The 16173-nt window shown below is 43.3% G+C and carries 17 protein-coding genes; 14 read left to right on the top strand and 3 right to left on the bottom strand.

Annotated features, from left to right (window positions below):
* Positions 1 to 4: 4 nt before the first annotated feature.
* On the bottom strand, positions 5 to 1639 hold the full coding sequence (locus tag HCJ66_RS02035) for an NAD-dependent malic enzyme (RefSeq protein ID WP_187131655.1): 1635 nt from the start codon (positions 1637 to 1639) through the stop codon (positions 5 to 7).
* A gap of 132 nt (positions 1640 to 1771) precedes the next feature.
* On the opposite strand from HCJ66_RS02035, the gene HCJ66_RS02030 reads away from it, so the two are divergent.
* Entirely contained in the window at positions 1772 to 2887 is a 1116-nt protein-coding gene (locus HCJ66_RS02030) for an NAD(P)/FAD-dependent oxidoreductase (RefSeq protein ID WP_187131654.1), read from the top strand.
* Here the strand turns inward: HCJ66_RS02030 and HCJ66_RS02025 are convergent.
* Together HCJ66_RS02025 and HCJ66_RS02020 are read right to left on the bottom strand one after the other, a co-directional pair.
* Positions 2877 to 3068, bottom strand: coding sequence for a hypothetical protein (locus HCJ66_RS02025; RefSeq protein ID WP_187131653.1), 192 nt, complete (start codon positions 3066 to 3068; stop codon positions 2877 to 2879). The genes HCJ66_RS02030 and HCJ66_RS02025 overlap by 11 nt on opposite strands.
* A 312-nt stretch (positions 3069 to 3380) precedes the next feature.
* On the bottom strand, positions 3381 to 4247 hold the full coding sequence (locus HCJ66_RS02020; RefSeq protein WP_187131652.1) for a YitT family protein: 867 nt from the start codon (positions 4245 to 4247) through the stop codon (positions 3381 to 3383).
* A 144-nt stretch (positions 4248 to 4391) separates the two neighbouring features.
* On the opposite strand from HCJ66_RS02020, the gene HCJ66_RS02015 reads away from it, so the two are divergent.
* From HCJ66_RS02015 to HCJ66_RS01955, 13 genes are all read left to right on the top strand, one after another.
* On the top strand, positions 4392 to 4721 hold the full coding sequence (locus HCJ66_RS02015; RefSeq protein ID WP_036064417.1) for a nucleotide pyrophosphohydrolase: 330 nt from the start codon (positions 4392 to 4394) through the stop codon (positions 4719 to 4721).
* A complete protein-coding gene (gene dapB, locus HCJ66_RS02010) occupies positions 4722 to 5510 on the top strand; it encodes a 4-hydroxy-tetrahydrodipicolinate reductase (protein ID WP_187131651.1) in 789 nt (262 codons plus the stop codon).
* Positions 5511 to 5527: 17 nt separating this feature from the next.
* Entirely contained in the window at positions 5528 to 5932 is a 405-nt protein-coding gene (mgsA, locus tag HCJ66_RS02005) for a methylglyoxal synthase (protein ID WP_181675229.1), read from the top strand.
* Positions 5933 to 5945: 13 nt separating this feature from the next.
* Positions 5946 to 7130 carry a CCA tRNA nucleotidyltransferase gene (locus tag HCJ66_RS02000; RefSeq protein WP_187131650.1) on the top strand — a complete coding sequence of 395 codons (1185 nt, stop codon included), beginning with the start codon at positions 5946 to 5948 and terminating at the stop codon, positions 7128 to 7130.
* On the top strand, positions 7108 to 8082 hold the full coding sequence (locus tag HCJ66_RS01995) for a biotin--[acetyl-CoA-carboxylase] ligase (protein WP_187131649.1): 975 nt from the start codon (positions 7108 to 7110) through the stop codon (positions 8080 to 8082). Before HCJ66_RS02000 ends, HCJ66_RS01995 begins: the two co-directional genes overlap by 23 nt.
* A 185-nt stretch (positions 8083 to 8267) precedes the next feature.
* On the top strand, positions 8268 to 8786 hold the full coding sequence (locus tag HCJ66_RS01990; RefSeq protein ID WP_187131648.1) for a GNAT family N-acetyltransferase: 519 nt from the start codon (positions 8268 to 8270) through the stop codon (positions 8784 to 8786).
* A 21-nt stretch (positions 8787 to 8807) separates the two neighbouring features.
* Positions 8808 to 9227: a thioredoxin family protein gene (locus tag HCJ66_RS01985; RefSeq protein WP_187131647.1), complete on the top strand. Its 420-nt coding sequence runs from the start codon at positions 8808 to 8810 to the stop codon at positions 9225 to 9227.
* 226 nt (positions 9228 to 9453) lie between these two features.
* Positions 9454 to 10287 carry a 3-methyl-2-oxobutanoate hydroxymethyltransferase gene (gene panB / locus HCJ66_RS01980; protein WP_187131646.1) on the top strand — a complete coding sequence of 278 codons (834 nt, stop codon included), beginning with the start codon at positions 9454 to 9456 and terminating at the stop codon, positions 10285 to 10287.
* Between the two features lies 1 nt (position 10288).
* Positions 10289 to 11134, top strand: coding sequence for a pantoate--beta-alanine ligase (panC, locus tag HCJ66_RS01975; RefSeq protein WP_187131645.1), 846 nt, complete (start codon positions 10289 to 10291; stop codon positions 11132 to 11134).
* A 1-nt stretch (position 11135) separates the two neighbouring features.
* Complete coding sequence (gene panD, locus HCJ66_RS01970) at positions 11136 to 11519, top strand: aspartate 1-decarboxylase (RefSeq protein ID WP_187131644.1); 384 nt, start codon at positions 11136 to 11138, stop codon at positions 11517 to 11519.
* A 57-nt stretch (positions 11520 to 11576) separates the two neighbouring features.
* Positions 11577 to 14354, top strand: a complete 2778-nt coding sequence (dinG, locus tag HCJ66_RS01965) for an ATP-dependent DNA helicase DinG (RefSeq protein ID WP_187131643.1) — start codon at positions 11577 to 11579, stop codon at positions 14352 to 14354.
* A 47-nt stretch (positions 14355 to 14401) separates the two neighbouring features.
* Positions 14402 to 14959, top strand: coding sequence for a cell wall elongation regulator TseB-like domain-containing protein (locus HCJ66_RS01960; protein WP_425489591.1), 558 nt, complete (start codon positions 14402 to 14404; stop codon positions 14957 to 14959).
* Positions 14960 to 14988: 29 nt separating this feature from the next.
* Positions 14989 to 16173 (top strand): pyridoxal phosphate-dependent aminotransferase, encoded by a 1185-nt coding sequence (locus HCJ66_RS01955; protein WP_187131641.1) that lies wholly within the window; start codon positions 14989 to 14991, stop codon positions 16171 to 16173.

Genomic DNA, 16173 nt, shown 5'->3' with positions numbered 1-16173 from the left:
GCGTTCACTCCTTATATTGAGGAAGCCAAATTGCTTCATTGACAGCTTCCAGTGGATTTGAAATCGCGCGTTTGTTTAATCCAAGTTCGATTGTTTTTTCAACAACGGCTAGCGTGACAGCATGTGATGTGTCGCGTAATGTCGCAACAGGTGGGAGTAAAGCGGCACCGACTGTGTTAACATCGCGAACTTGTGTGGCAACTGCATGACTGGCGGCGGCGAGCATCTCATCGGTAATTTCCTGCGCTTCGGTGATCACTGCTGCGAGCCCAAGTCCTGGATAGAGTAGTGCGTTGTTGGCCTGCCCGATAAAATAGGTGTCATCCTCAAACAAAACAGGCTCAGAAGGACTTCCTGTCACGACAAGCGCCTGACCTTTTGTCCAAGCAATTAAATCGTGTGCAGTAGCTTCCGCAAGTTTTGTTGGATTCGATAACGGCAAAATGGCAGGGCGCTCCACGTGGCGACTCATTTCCAATACGGTTTCCTCTGAAAAGGCACCAGTTACGCCAGAACAACCGATTAACATCGTCGGTTTCACATGTTGCACAATCTCAAGTAAGTTCGTTAAAGGCGTGGCAAAATCGGTAGCATCACGCGCATATTTTTGCTGTCCAGAAGTCAGGTCTGGTAAGTCTGCGGTCACTAAACCAGGGCGATCTACCAAGTAAAAACGAGATTTCGCTTGTTCGGTGGTTAAACCTTCATTCACGACCATTTCCGCGACCAGTTGATCTGCAATACCAATGCCCGCCGTTCCTGCACCAAAAATCACAATCCGTTGCTCGCTTAGCGGGAGGTTAGAAACGCGCGTAGTAGCAAGTGCTGCGGCAACGACCATCGCACCAGTTCCTTGAATATCATCGTTAAAAGTACATAATTGCTGACGATACGTTTCTAAAATTCGGCTTGCGTTGTCTCGTCCGAAATCCTCCCAATGAAGTACGGCTTTTGGGAAACAAGTTTTGACGGCAGCCACAAAACGGGCGATAAATCCATCATATGCTGGTGTCTCTAAGCGTGGCGCCCGACTTCCTAAATAGCGAGAGTCGTTGCGCAAAGCGTCGTTATTTGTACCAGCATCGATGACAATCGGCAACACACAATCCGGTGCAAGTCCCGCCGCAACCGTGTAGACTGCCAATTTCCCAATCGCAATGCTGACGCCATTCAAGCCCCAATCGCCGATACCTAGAATACCTTCTCCATCCGTTACGACAATCATTTTCACTTTTTCAGGATTCGGCACATTCTTTTGGAAAACCGTTACTAAATCAACCGCACTATCTGCTTGTAAAAAAAGGGCATCTTGCGGATTTTCCCAGTTTTCGTGATACTGCATCACTGCGTCTCCGATTGTGGGTGTATAAATAATCGGCATCAATTCCGCGACATGCTCAATCACTACTTTATAAAAAAGCGTCCGATTCTCACTATACAGCGTCATCAAAAACAAATGTTTCTCCATAGGTGTCGTTTTTTTATGTAAAGCCGCATAGACACGCGTTGCTTGCTGTTCCAACGTCTCGAGTGTCGCAGGAATCAAGCCGTCCAATCCCCATTCTGCGCGTTCCTCCGCTGTAAACGCCGTGCCTTTATTTTGAAAAGGGTCATTTAATCGTGCATATCCATTCATCATTTTGCATCCTACTCCTTTAGTTATCCTGTCTATATTCTACACTAGAAGTAGCTAAAAAATCGACTAATTTCCCTGCACTTGTCAGAAATGTTTGGAATTTGTATAATGAGGAAGTGAAGTGGGGTGCATAAAATGGAGAAAATCGTCATTATAGGCGGAGGAATCGTGGGCATGACGGCGGCGTACTTACTCGCCAAACAACAAAAAGAAGTCATCGTCATCGATAAAAAAGAGCCTGGTCAGGCAACGGTTGCGGCAGCTGGGATTATTTGTCCGTGGTTATCGAAGCGCCGCAATAAAGTATGGTACGAATTAGCGAAGGATAGCGCGCGCTACTATCCGGCGTTTATCCAAGAACTTGCGCAAGATACGACGCTGAATACAGGCTATAAAATGGTTGGGACGCTGTGTTTGCGAGAAGACGTGAAGAGGCTCGATGAACTGGAACAAATCGCTATTAGTCGTCGTGTGGAAGCACCAGAAATCGGTGAAATTAAACGGCTGTCAAAAGCAGAAACGAAAGCAAAATTTCCGATTGTAGACGCAGCATTTGGAGGCGTTTTTGTGAGTGGAGGTGCCCGTGTGGACGGGAAATCGCTCGTTTTGGCGTTAGCAGACGCTGCAACGAAGAATGGTGCTAAGATTATTCGTGATAAGGCGCAACTCGAAAAGCAGGGAGATGCAATGCTTGTTCTAGTCGGAAACAAGGTCATTAACGCCGACAAAATCATACTCGCAGCAGGCGCTTGGTTGCCAGAATTGTTGCAACCACTCGGACTCCAAGCTGCAATTCATCCGCAAAAGGGGCAATTACTGCATCTTCAATTTGAGGGCATCGACACAAGCGCGTGGCCAGTCGTTTTGCCGCCAAGTGCGAAAAGTATTGTCCCATTTGATGATGGTCGGGTAATCATTGGCGCGACGCACGAGAATGAAGGCGGTTTTGACTTGGAACCAACCGAGGCGGCGATGGAAGAAATTATAGAAGAGATTGCGCGTTTTGCACCAGCTGTGAAAACAGCAAAACTGGCGGAAATCCGGGTAGGTACGCGACCATTTACACCAGACTTCACGCCAGTTATTGGTACCTTGCCGACTGCAAAGCATATTTTTGTAGCGAATGGACTAGGCTCGTCAGGACTCACAACAGGCCCTTACGTTGCCAAAATTCTTGTTGATTTGATTCAAGGGAAGACACCGAAAACCGATATTGCCGGGTTTGATCCGAGTCATTCGATTACTTCATGATGCGACGAAGCTGTTTCAAGTATTGATATTTCACAAAGAAGTAATAGACAGCTTGGACAGCGATGAAGATACCAATGACGATACCGACATTTTGCCAAATATTGAAATCGAGTAAGTTTTGCAGGGCGAGGAAGGCTACGAGTGAATGAATGACTGCCACGAAAAGTGGTAAGAAAAACATGACTCGGAGTTGCCTCGCTACAATTTTATGCAATTTTGGTTTCGTTAAACCAAAAAACGGCTTACAAGATGCAAAATAAGACTTATTTTTAAAACATAATGCAGAATTTTTTTAGTGGGGTACGCAGGTCTGGGGGTGTTAGGAATCATGCTTTCTTAACGAGCTTAGCATCATGCTCAGCGCCTCCGGATCCAGCTTCAACGGCCAACTTCTCGAAAACTTCACGCCCTCCACAAAAAGCAAGAGAGGCTTTTTCCTGCAGCCGCTCCAGTTTTTTTCGGAGCTAAACGGGCCGTTTTAGCTTTTCACTCTTCATATCAAAGGTTTCTTATCCTCATCCAACGTAAACCCTTCTCCCATCACATCATGCACGACGGAAACGGAGACGAAGGCGTGGGGGTCTGTCGCGTTCACAATGTTTTTTAGCTGGACAATCTCATTTTTTGCAACGACAATATACAACACATCTTGGTCTTTTTTCGAAAAGCCGCCGCGTCCTTCAAGCACTGTCACGCCTCGGTTCATCGCTAACATGACATGATCGGCAATTTTGTCATTGTGGGCGGAAATAATCAGGGCACCGCGGGCGGCGTAGGCTCCTTCTTGCATGAAATCAATCACGCGAGCGCCAATGAAAACAGCAACGAGTGTATACATCACTTGTCGAACATCTAAATAAGATAGCGAAAGCGTCAACACAACGGCATCAATCGCAAATAAGGTCCGTCCCATACTCACGCCTTTTTTGCGATGCAATACTTGGGCAATGATATCGCTACCACCCGTCGTCCCACCGTAACGAAAGACCAAGCCAAGCCCAATCCCCGTAAAACCACCAGCAAAAAGCGCCACCAGCAAAAGATCATCATGGAGATCCAGACGGTACGGTACGCGCTGGAAAATCCATAAAGATAGCGATAATCCGATTGTTCCAATAATTGTATAAACCAGCGCACGATTTCCGAGAATTCGCCAACCTATAAAAAATAGCGGAATATTTAAAATAAGGTTGGAGTAGGCGGGATCAATTCCTGTAAAATGTAGTAATAGTAAGGTAATCCCAGTTAAACCACCTTCCCCAAGGTCATTTGCGATATTGAAATTGACGAGGCCGAAGCCATAAATCGTTGTCCCAAGTAAAATAAATACGATATTTTTAGTACGAATATCTTGCCACACAGACCATCACTCCCTTTTTATAATATGATAACAATTTTATTTATAGACGTAGCAATGATTTCTTAGCTATAATGAGTATATGGAACATAGAATGGGTAAAGTAAACTTCCATACTAGTTTACCACAAAAGGAGCGAAATAAAGCATGGCAAAAACGATGCAGCAGTTGCAAGATGAGGTAGACGCGCTAATTGGCCAGTTCGAAGAGGGATATTTTTCTCCTTTAGCGATGATGGCGCGTGTGACAGAAGAAACAGGAGAGCTTGCTCGTGAAATTAATCATTATTACGGCGAGAAACCGAAGAAAGCGAGCGAACCAGAGAATACGGTAGCCGCGGAACTTGGAGATGTGCTATTTGTCCTCATTTGTATGGCAAATTCGCTAAATATTAGCTTAGAAGAGGCTCACGATACGGTCATGAAGAAATTCAAGGAACGTGACGCCGATAGATGGACCAAGAAGGAGGACAAATAAATGAAGGTAGCAGTACTCGGTTTTAAAGGTAGAATGGGGCATGAGGTCGTAAAAACGGTCCTCCGTGAAGCAGATTTGGAATTGGTTGCAGTACTCGATCATGCGCCACAAGAGAAGAATATCCGCGAGATTGCAGAATTCTCCAATTTAGATGTGCCTGTATTTGACGACTTGGAGAAATTGTTAACGAGTGTGGAGCTGGATGCTGTTGTTGATTTTACAACGCCAAAAGTTGGCTATTCCAATACAAAATTAGTGTTGACGTATGGTGTGAGTCCTGTAGTTGGCACGACTGGTTTTACGCCGGAACAAATTACGGAATTGACAGAACTTGCAGCATCGAAAAAAATTGGCGCGATAATTGCTCCGAATTTTGCGGTGGGTGCAGTATTAATGATGCAGTTTGCGCAAAAAGCGGCGAAATACTTCCCAGATGTGGAGATTATCGAGTTGCATCATGATAATAAACTAGACGCGCCAAGCGGTACGGCTGTGAAAACGGCGGAAATGATGGCGGAAGTTCGTGACTCGAAACGTCAAGGTGTGGCGAACGAGGAAGAAACGATGGAAGGTGCTCGTGGCGCGGATTATGAAGGCATGCGTATTCACAGTGTTCGTTTACCAGGTTTGATTGCGCACCAACAAGTGCAATTTGGCGCAGAAGGCCAAGGGTTAACGATTCGTCACGATTCCTATGACCGCATTTCTTTCATGTCAGGTGTTGCTTTTTCGATTCGCAAAACGGCAGAATTAGATACATTAGTCTACGGTTTAGAAAATTTAATTTGATGAGGAGTGGTTGATACATGAACATTGCCTTAATCGCACACGATCGTAAAAAAGAATTGATGATAGAGCTTACATTAGCTTACAAACTCATCTTAGAGCCACACACATTGTTCGCAACAGGAACGACTGGTTTGCGAATCATGGAGGCGACTGGACTTTCGGTACACCGTTTTCAGTCAGGTCCGCTCGGTGGCGATCAGCAAATTGGTTCCCGAATCTCGGAGAACAAGATAGACTTGGTGATTTTCTTACGCGATCCACTCGCAGCGCAGCCTCACGAACCAGATGTGACAGCGCTCATCAGATTATGTGATGTTTATGAAATTCCACTTGCAACCAATATCGGAACGGCAGAAGTATTATTGCGCGGTTTGCAAGAAGGATTTATGGATTGGCGCGATTTAAGACGCAACGAAGAATAGGAGTTTTTAATGGATGAAAGCAATTTTTAAGAAAGCCGTGCCTGTTTTAGCAAAACTAGAACAGGCTGGTTTTGAGGCTTATTTTGTAGGTGGTTCTGTACGAGACACGTTGCTAGGTCGTGAGGTAGCGGATATTGATATTGCGACAAGCGCTTTTCCAGAAGAAGTGAAGCAGATTTTCACGCGGACCTTTGATACGGGTATCGAGCATGGCACGGTTTCTGTGTTGGAGGCGGGAGAAATATATGAGATTACAACGTTTCGCACAGAGGGTACGTATGCCGATTTTAGACGTCCAGATGAGGTTGTGTTTATTCGTTCATTGGAGAAAGATTTGGAGCGTCGTGATTTCACCATGAATGCGATTGCGATGGGGCTTGATGGCCGATTTATTGATCCTTTTGGTGGGCAACAAGATATGGCAAATAAACAGATTCGCGCCGTTGGTAAGCCGTGGGAACGATTTCATGAAGATGCCCTGCGAATGATGCGCGGTGTTCGTTTTGTAAGTCAGCTAGATTTTTCGCTGGAAAAAGATACATATGAGGCTATGCAACAAAATATTTCCCTTCTGAAAAACATTGCGGTGGAACGAATCACCGTAGAATTCGTGAAATTGATGAAAGGCCAAGCGGTCAACGTTGCGTTACCATTAGTGCAGGAGCTCGAGATGTTGCCCTATTTACCAGAATTTGTGGGTCAAGGTGCTGCGATTCAGAGATTGGAATCTTGGAATTTAGCGGCTGCTAGGGATGATGAAACTATCTGGTTTATTGTTGTGCTAGCAATGAAGCCGGAAAATGTGGGGGCCTTTTTGCGTGCTTGGAAATTACCGAATAAGTTGATTCGTGAGGTAACAAAAGCGTATGATGTAGCGAATAAGCGTGTATGGAGCGACTACGAATTGTTTGCAACGGGTCAACATACGGTAGCTCTAGTCGAGAAAGCGCGATTGGTTCAAACTGGTGAAACGGAATGGATGGCCTTACATGAACGTTTTGCCACACTTCCTGTCCAGTCACGAAGCGAGATTCAAGCGAGCGGAGATGATATTATGGCATGGGTGGATAAAAAAGGGGGTCCGTGGCTAAAAGAGTTGCTCGCGAGGCTCGATCAAGCCATCGTTGAAGGGGAAGTCGCGAATACACAGTCAGAAATTAGAGGATGGGTGAAGCATGTTATCAACGAATCGCCGTAAATTATTAGATGTATTTCGGGCGGCAGGGGGCGAACTAGTTTCAGGGCAAGAGATTGCGGATGCGCTGAATTGTAGCCGGACAGCTGTATGGAAACAAATAGAGGAATTAAAAAAATCTGGTTTTGAGACCATGGCTAAGCGGGGAAGTGGCTATGCGATTCAACCAGCCGAAGAAATATTCACAGAAGACATGCTTTATTTTCGTGCTAAAACGAAATTTATCGGTCAGCAAGTAGCATTTTATCCAGAAGTGACATCCACGCAAATCGTTGCACATCAATTGGTTGGTGAAGGCGCAGTCGATGGAACCGTTGTTATTGCAGATCAACAAACCGCTGGGAAAGGACGCTTAGCTAGACCTTGGAATTCACAAAAAGGGACAGGAATCTGGATGAGCACGATTTTAAAACCAGAAATCCCAATGCAGCAAGTTCCGCAGTTCACTTTTATCGCATCGTTAGCTGTTGCAGAGGCGATTGAGAATATCACTGGTTTAGAGCCACAAATTAAATGGCCGAATGATCTTTATATTGATAAACGTAAAGTGTGCGGTGTTTTAACGGAAATGCAGGCAGAGGCAGAGCAGGTAAACGCGATTATTATCGGAACAGGCATTAACGTGAATCAAGATTTTTTCCCAGAAGAATTGCGTGATAAAGCTACTTCTTTGGCTATTTTAGCGGGACATCCCATTTCTAGAGGTGCTTTATATGGCGAGATAGTCTCTCAGTTGGAGAAATACTATTTGCTATTTTTAGATCAAGGTTTTGCACCAATCAAACTACTTTGGGAAGCGAGAGCCATTCCTTTTAGTGAAAAAATTGTGGCTAAAACAATCCAAGGCGAGATTCGTGGAACAGTGAAGGGCATATCAGATGAGGGCGTACTTATCGTTCAAGATGCTGTAGGTGAAGAACATCGGATTTATTCGGCAGATATTTTGCTTGGCTAGTAAATTCTTTTTTTAGGCTGAGATACTGTGTTAGAAAACGTTTGTAAGCTGTAGGAAAATAAGAATCAGGCAAAGGTCGTGTCTAAACGGTTTAAAAATTGGCGTTAAAATCTCTTTTTAGCTTTTTTTCTTTTAGTTGATACTCAGGTATACTAAGAAAAACCGCTGAAAAGGAGAGTTGACAGATGGAGTTTAAATGGTTGGTTCGGGATGAATTATCTCAGTTGAAGGATATCGATCGTAAGGAATTCGTTGGGGAAGTGTACTATGTTCGGAATCAGATGTTGCATTTAGTGAAGGAACACTATGATATTGAAGGCTGGCTTGAGAGTGAATTAACGATTTATGTGCAACGACTAGAATCGCTTTTTGACCGAGATGGTATTATTATTGGTGCGTATGAGGAAAATGTGCTAGTTGGGCTAGTTTCGCTGGAAAGCTATCTTATTGATGGCAAGACGATGAAGCTTGACATGTTATATATTAGTCATGATTATCGCGCGAAAGGGCTTGGTCGCCGTCTTATTGATATTATTTCGCAAGAGGCAACAGAGCTCGGTGGAAAAGAACTATATATTTCTGCGACACCCGTTCGTAATACGGTTGACTTTTATTTAAGATTAGGTGCCGAATTAGCTAATCCACCAGATATCTATTTATTTGAGCTGGAACCGCTGGATATTCATCTGATTTTACCGATATAAAAAAAGAGGAGATTTGAATTGATGAAGAAATTATTATTTTTAGGCATGTTGAGTGTTTTTTTAGTGCTCGCGGCATGTGGCAATGAAAAGGTAGAAGATAGTAAGCAGCTGGATAAGATAACATTAGCAGAATTCCAAGCGAAATTGGACAATAAAGAAAGTGGCTTTGTCTATATTGGTAGACCAACTTGCCCGGATTGCCAAGCTTTTCAACCAACTTTGGATAGTGTTTTGAAGGACCAGAAGATGCGCTTAGCTTATTTTGATACAGATGCTGCACGAGAGAAAGCAGAAGACGAGACAAAAACATTTTTACAAGATATGAAGGTAAAGACAGTTCCCGTTATTTTCTATTTGGAGAATGGCAAAGAAGTAGCACGATATGATGGAAATGACGATAAAGCCGCGCTGAAAGCTTGGTTTGAAAAATACAGTAAATAAAGGGGGAGGCGTATGTCACGAAGTATTTCGGTAGGCATGCGCTTTTCTTTCTAATGCTGTCAATTATAGTCAGTTTAAGAACTTTCGAAACAGCTTGAAATGTGTTACTATAACAAGGAGGAAAGCAACGACTGGCTGTATCTTAATAAGAACGGCACATGTTTTCTTTGAAGAAAAATATTTTGCTTTGATCCGATAAGGACAGAGACAAGAGGAGCCGATTGAAATGAAAAAACCTGTGGATTTTTTTAAGATGAAAGAAGATCAGGAGAAAATGACGATGTTAACAGCTTATGATTATCCGTCAGCAAAGAACGCCCAGAAGGCGGAGGTCGATATGATTCTTGTAGGAGATTCGTTAGGAATGGTTGTTTTAGGATACGATTCCACGATTCCTGTGACAATTGCCGATATGATTCATCATACGAAAGCTGTGCGACGCGGTGCCCCGGACACGTTTATCGTTACGGATATGCCATTTCTTAGTTACCATGGTTCGATAGAGGAAACAATTCGAAACGCAAGGGAACTTATTCAGGAAACTGGGGCGAATGCACTGAAACTAGAAGGTGCGGGTGATGTATTCACTAAAATCAAGCATTTGAGCGCTGGTGGAGTTGCCGTTGTGGCACACCTGGGATTGACGCCGCAAACGGTAGGCTTAACGGGCAGTTACAAAGTGCAAGGTAAGTCGAAAGAAGGAGCACGCGATTTGTTGAGACAGGCGAAAGAAGCGGAGGTAGCAGGTGCGATTGCGCTCGTTTTAGAAGCTATTCCAAGGCAGCTTGCAAAAGAAGTAACGTCATCTGTTACGATTCCAACGATTGGTATTGGCGCTGGGATCGATACGGATGGACAAGTGCTTGTGTATCATGATGTGATTCAATATGGAACGGACCGGGTGGCCAAATTTGTAAAGACTTACGCGGATGTAGATAGAGTGATTGATACTGCTTTATCAGCCTATGTTCATGATGTGAAATCCGGAAATTTCCCTGCTCTAGAGCATACCTTTACGATGAGTGAAGGAACGCTGAAAGGTCTTTATGGGGGCGAATGACATGAAAATTATACGTAATATAGAGGCTTTACGAGTAGCTGTTGCATCCAATAAGAAAGAGCAAAAAACGATTGGTTTTGTGCCGACGATGGGATTTTTGCATGAAGGTCATATGGCACTTGTGAAAGCAGCTAAGGCGGAAAATGATATCGTGGTGATGAGTATTTTTGTGAATCCGACACAGTTTGGACCAAATGAAGACTTTGAAAGTTATCCTCGTGACGAGGTTCGTGATACATCACTTGCAGAGAAAAATGGTGTAGATATTTTATTTTTGCCGTCTGTCGAAACGATGTATCCAGAAAGTTTAACAGCAACAATTCACGCGCAAAAGCGAGTTTCGGTACTAGATGGAGCGACTCGAGAAGGACACTTTGATGGTGTCTTGACAGTGTTAGCGAAATTATTTCATCTTGTTCAACCTGATGGCGCCTATTTTGGTCAGAAAGATGCGCAGCAAGTAGCTGTAGTACAAGGATTTGTTGCAGATTATTTTTTGCCATTAAAGGTTCGGGTGATTCCAACTGTTAGAGAACAGGATGGGCTAGCTAAAAGTTCACGTAATGTGTATTTGACAGAGCAGGAGCGTGCAGATGCGCCGGTGATTCATTTGGCGTTGCGCAGAGCTCGAATGGAATTGGAGGAGAAGGATAAAACGAGTGTGTTGGCTAATATTCGAGCAATTGTGAATCAGAAAAAAACACATGAAAAAATTGTTTATCTGGATATGTATCAGTATCCTTCGTTTGAACCAGTGGAAGATTGGGAAAAGCCTATTATTATTGCGATTTGTGTGCAGTATTCGAAAGCTAGATTAATCGATAATGAAATCATAGGAGGTGCATGACATGATGCGTTCTATGATGCATGGCAAAATTCACCGAGCTACAGTAACGGAAGCCAACCTCCAGTATGTTGGTAGTATCACGATTGACGAGGCGTTGCTAGAAGCAGTCGATATGCTGCCGAATGAGAAGGTACAGATTGTAAATAATAATAACGGTGCTCGTTTGGAGACTTATATTATCCCTGGCGAGCGAAATAGTGGTATTATTTGTTTGAACGGTGCGGCGGCTAGAATGACGCAGGTGGGTGATACGATTATTATTATGGCTTATGGTATTTTTTCGGAAGAAGAGATTGTGAATCACCAGCCTAAAATAGTGGTTCTAAATGAAGCTAATCGTATTGTCCAGACTTTGCCAGAAGAAAAAGCACGAACAACACTGTGATAGGAGGGAGCTAGGTTTCGAATCTAGCTTCCCGATTTGAGTAAAGGGGGGATAATCGTGAAAAATAAAAGATATATCGTCGTTGATTTGGAGACTACGGGAAACCAAGCGAATAAGGCGGATAAAATTATTCAATTTTCGGCGTGTATTGTGGAGGATGGTGAGATTATAGATCAGTTCTCTACTTTCCTGAATCCAGAGAAGCGGATTCCTCCTTTTATTAAAGAGCTAACAGGAATATCTGAAAAAGATGTGAAGGATGCGCCATTATTTGAAGATGTATCGTCTATCATCCATTCGCTAATTGATGGTGGAATTTTTGTGGCGCATAATGTGAGTTTTGACTGGACCTTCTTACAAAAAGAAATGCATGAAGCGGGTGAAGTGCCACTCAAAATGAAGCTTCTTGATACGGTGGAGCTCGCGCGTATCATGTATCCGACTGTGGATAGTTTTAAATTACAGGACTTAGCGGATGAGTTTGGACTAGGTCACGATGCTCCTCACCGGGCAGATAGTGACGCACGTGTGACGGCTGAATTGATGTTGCTTTTTCTAGAGAAATTGGAGACATTACCGCTTGCGACTATTCGTAAACTAACGACGCTTTCGCAGCATTTGACGGGATATCTTGCGGAGTTACTTTTTGAGACAGAAATGCGGAAAGAGCGAGAATTGGCAATGCTTGATACGAAATGGACGGAATATAGGGGACTCGTGATTCGCCAAAAAAGTATACAAGAAGTGCAATATAGTCGTGCCGATACGAGACATTATCCCGATACGGATGAAGAGAAAACGACGCTTTTTAAGGCAACAGATGAGACTTTAATACCTCGATCTGGTCAATTTATCATGATGGATACGGTGATGGCATCGTGGGAGAAACAGGAAAATGTGCTTATTGAGGCAGGAACCGGGATTGGAAAAACATTAGGCTATTCGTTACCGGCAATTTATTTTGCGAAGGAACACCAAATTCCAATCGTGATTAGTACATATACGAACCTTTTACAGTCTCAAATATTTCATAAGGATATTCCGCTACTTGCCGAGCTGACGGATTTTGAGATACAGGCTGTTGTGTTAAAGGGCAGAGAGCATTATATCAATTTGTTTAAATTTGAACAATTGCTATCGGAAGTTGATAAAACCTATGATGTTGTTCTAACGAAAATGCAGGTACTTGTCTGGTTGACGGAAACGACGACGGGGGATATTGATGAAGTCAACTTATCTGGTGGTGGCCAGCTTTTCTGGAATCGGATGAAGCACACAGGTTGGTTCTTATCTCCACAAAAAGATCCGTGGCTTGTCCATGATTTTTATTTGTTTAATCAAAGGCAGGCCAAAGCGGCGGACTTAATTATTGTGAACCACGCGTTACTTCTACAAGATCATTTTGGCGGTGGAAAATGGTTACCTGATTATGAATATGCCGTAATCGATGAGGCGCATCATTTCACGGATGCCGCGCGAGCACAGCAGAGTTTTGTTTTTTCTTATCGTCGGATGAAATTTTTCATCAATCGGTTAGGAACATTAGGAAAAGAAGCGATGTTACAACGCTTAGAGCTTATGTTTCCTGAGCAACACCAGCTTTTTGATATTGAGATTGCTATCATAAAGCTAGAAGAGGCGCTCGAGAATCTATTTTTATTGCTGGCACAGAAGCTATTGAGAGCGAGTAAGAATACCACGGAGTTAATATTGGTGGAGAATGTCATCGATGAAAAGTTAGACGCAGCCCTCTTTTTTGCAGGGGAGAAGGTACTATTATTGATGCGTGAAGTGAGTACAGCGCTTGAGCTTGTCTTGGAATATGGAAAGCGGGAGGCGGAGAACTTTAGTGAAGGAGAATCGGTATTTTTAGAGGAAGTGTATTCGTTTGTGATCGATTGGAAGCGTGCGGAGAGCCAATTGTCTCGAATGCTTTATGAGAAGGAAGAGGCGATGATGCTTTATATTGAAGCAGATCGAAATAAGGCGCTTAGTAGTGTACGCCTCAGAGCGGATATTGTGCAGGTAAATCATACGCTGCAGAAGGACTTTTTTGACACTAAAAAATCAGTTGTTCTGACATCTGCAACGCTCACAGTAGACGATTCTTTTGCTTATATTCGGGCTGAATTAGGCTTGGATGCAGATACTAAGACTGAACAGATTAAGTCGCCATTTGATTATGGGGAAAATGCGCGGATTCTCATTCCTTCTGACATGTTGCCGGTTAAAGGGACGCCTGTGGAGGAATATACGAGCAAGTTAGCAGCCTATCTCAGCGCGATTGCAAAAGAAACATCGGGTCGCATGCTTGTGCTTTTTACAGCGCATGATATGCTGCAAAAAACATACCGCAAAATGAACCAAGATGATTCTATTGCGGAATATCGGATTTTAGCGCAAGGTGTGTCATCGGGGAGTCCAGCACGGTTAACGAAACAATTCCTTGCCTTTGATAAAGCTATTTTACTCGGAACGATGAGTTTTTGGGAAGGGGTCGATATTCCAGGCGATGATTTATCGTGTTTGGTCATTGTACGTTTACCATTTGCGCCGCTTGAGGATCCTTATACGAAAGCCCAGATTGCTTTGCGTAAAAAAATGGGGCTAAATGCGTTCCAAACTTATTCGTTACCAGAGGCCGTTCTTCGCTTTAAACAAGGCTTTGGAAGACTAATTCGACGGGAAACCGATCGTGGGATTGTGTTTGTTTTCGATAATCGTATGGATACAACTAATTTTGGAAAAGCATTCTTGAACTCGATTCCTAAAGTACCTATTGTGAAAGGGCGGGAACAGGAATTATTGGAAGAAGTGAAGAAATTTTTTGAATAACTGTTTTTTCGCTTCAAATATCGTGATGGTATTGCTATAATAAAACTATGCCTGAAATTGGCGACAACAGCGTAAAGCTAATAGAAATGAGAGTAGATATGTTGCGAAAAAGTAATCGAAAAAGTTACTGGAAGTGGATTTGGATTAGTGTTGCCGTTCTTGTCGTTGTGATAGCAGGTTTCTTCACGTTTTTCTACAGCGCTCAGAAGCCAGTCCGCGCAGATGAAGAGACAGCACTCGCACGCATTGACGGTAAGGTAGATTTGAAAGAGCAAGAGGATTTTTATCTGTACAATGGTTCGAATGGTGTGTATTACGTGCTAACAGGAACGAATAGTAAAAAGAAAGAAATCATTGTCTGGGTTCCTAAAAGCAAGAAGGGGACGGTAGTCGTCAAGTATGCAAAAGATGGTATTTCTAAAGATGAGGCAATTGCTAAAGTGAAACAGGAAAAGAATCCTGCTAAGATTCTGAATGTGACACTTGGTATGGATAAAGGTGTACCCATTTGGGAAGTTTCCTATTTGGATGAGAATAATAACTTGAATTATTATGATTTGGATTTTGAAACAGGCGAATGGTACCGAGCAATTGAGAATTTATAAGACTTTTTAAAATTTAGGAGGGAACGTGCATGGACCTACCGCTATCGAAACGTGTCCAAGAAATTGCCGCATCGCCAACACTTGCGATTACGGCAAAAGCAAGAGAAATGAAGCAGGCTGGGATTGATGTTATTGGGCTTGGAGCTGGAGAACCAGATTTCAATACGCCGCAAAACATTATGGATGCTGCTGTGGATTCAATGAACAAAGGATATACCAAGTATACAGCAACAACGGGAATTCCAGAATTAAAGCAAGCCATTATTGGGAAGTTGCAACAAGATCAAAATTTAGCCTACAAGCCAAATCAGATTTTTGTGGGAACTGGAGCAAAACATGTGCTTTACTGTGCTTTCCAAGCGATTCTGAACCCTGGTGATGAAGTCATTGTACCTGTACCTTACTGGGTGACTTATCCGGAGCAAATTAAACTTGCTGGCGGTGTACCAATTTTTGTAGAGACTGGTTTTGATGCGGATTTTAAAATCACAGCCACTGATTTTGAAAAAGCTGTGACGCCAAAAACGCGAGCTATCGTGCTTAATTCGCCAAACAATCCGACGGGTATGACATACTCTAAAGCGGAACTGGTTGCGATTGGACACGTGGCGGAGAAACATGGCATTTATATCGTTTCGGATGAAATTTATGAGAAGTTGTATTATGGGGACAAAAAAGACCTCGTTTCGATTGCTTCTTTAAGCGATGCGTTATATCAATGGACGATCGTGATTAACGGCGTTTCGAAAGCGTATGCGATGACTGGTTGGCGTATTGGCTATGCGGCTGCGGCGGAACCGATTATTGCAAGTATGGGAAGGCTCGCCGATCATATGACGAGTAATCCGACAGCGAATGCTCAGTATGGCGCTGTTGAAGCGTATAATGGGGATCAAGCGGTTCCTGAGAGCATGTACAAAGCTTTTGAAGAGCGGATGGAGCGGTTTTATCCAGTACTAGAATCTATTCCTGGATTTAGACCGAAGAAACCAAGTGGGGCTTTCTACTTCTTCATCGATGTAGCAGAGGCCGCACGTATGAAAGGTTTTGCAGATGTGGATGCTTTTGCAAAAAGTTTGTTAGATGATGCTTTTGTCGCAGTTGTTCCAGGATCAGGTTTCGGTATGCCAGATTATATACGGATATCGTACGCGACAGACCCAGCATTGTTTGAACAAGCGCTTGACCGAATGAAAGATTTTATGAAAAATTAG

The sequence above is a fragment of the Paenilisteria portnoyi genome (assembly GCF_014322795.1).
Lineage (GTDB): Bacteria > Bacillota > Bacilli > Lactobacillales > Listeriaceae > Listeria_A > Listeria_A portnoyi.
Note: the sequence above shows the minus strand (reverse complement) of the source record. Positions and strands in the feature narration are given on the sequence as shown.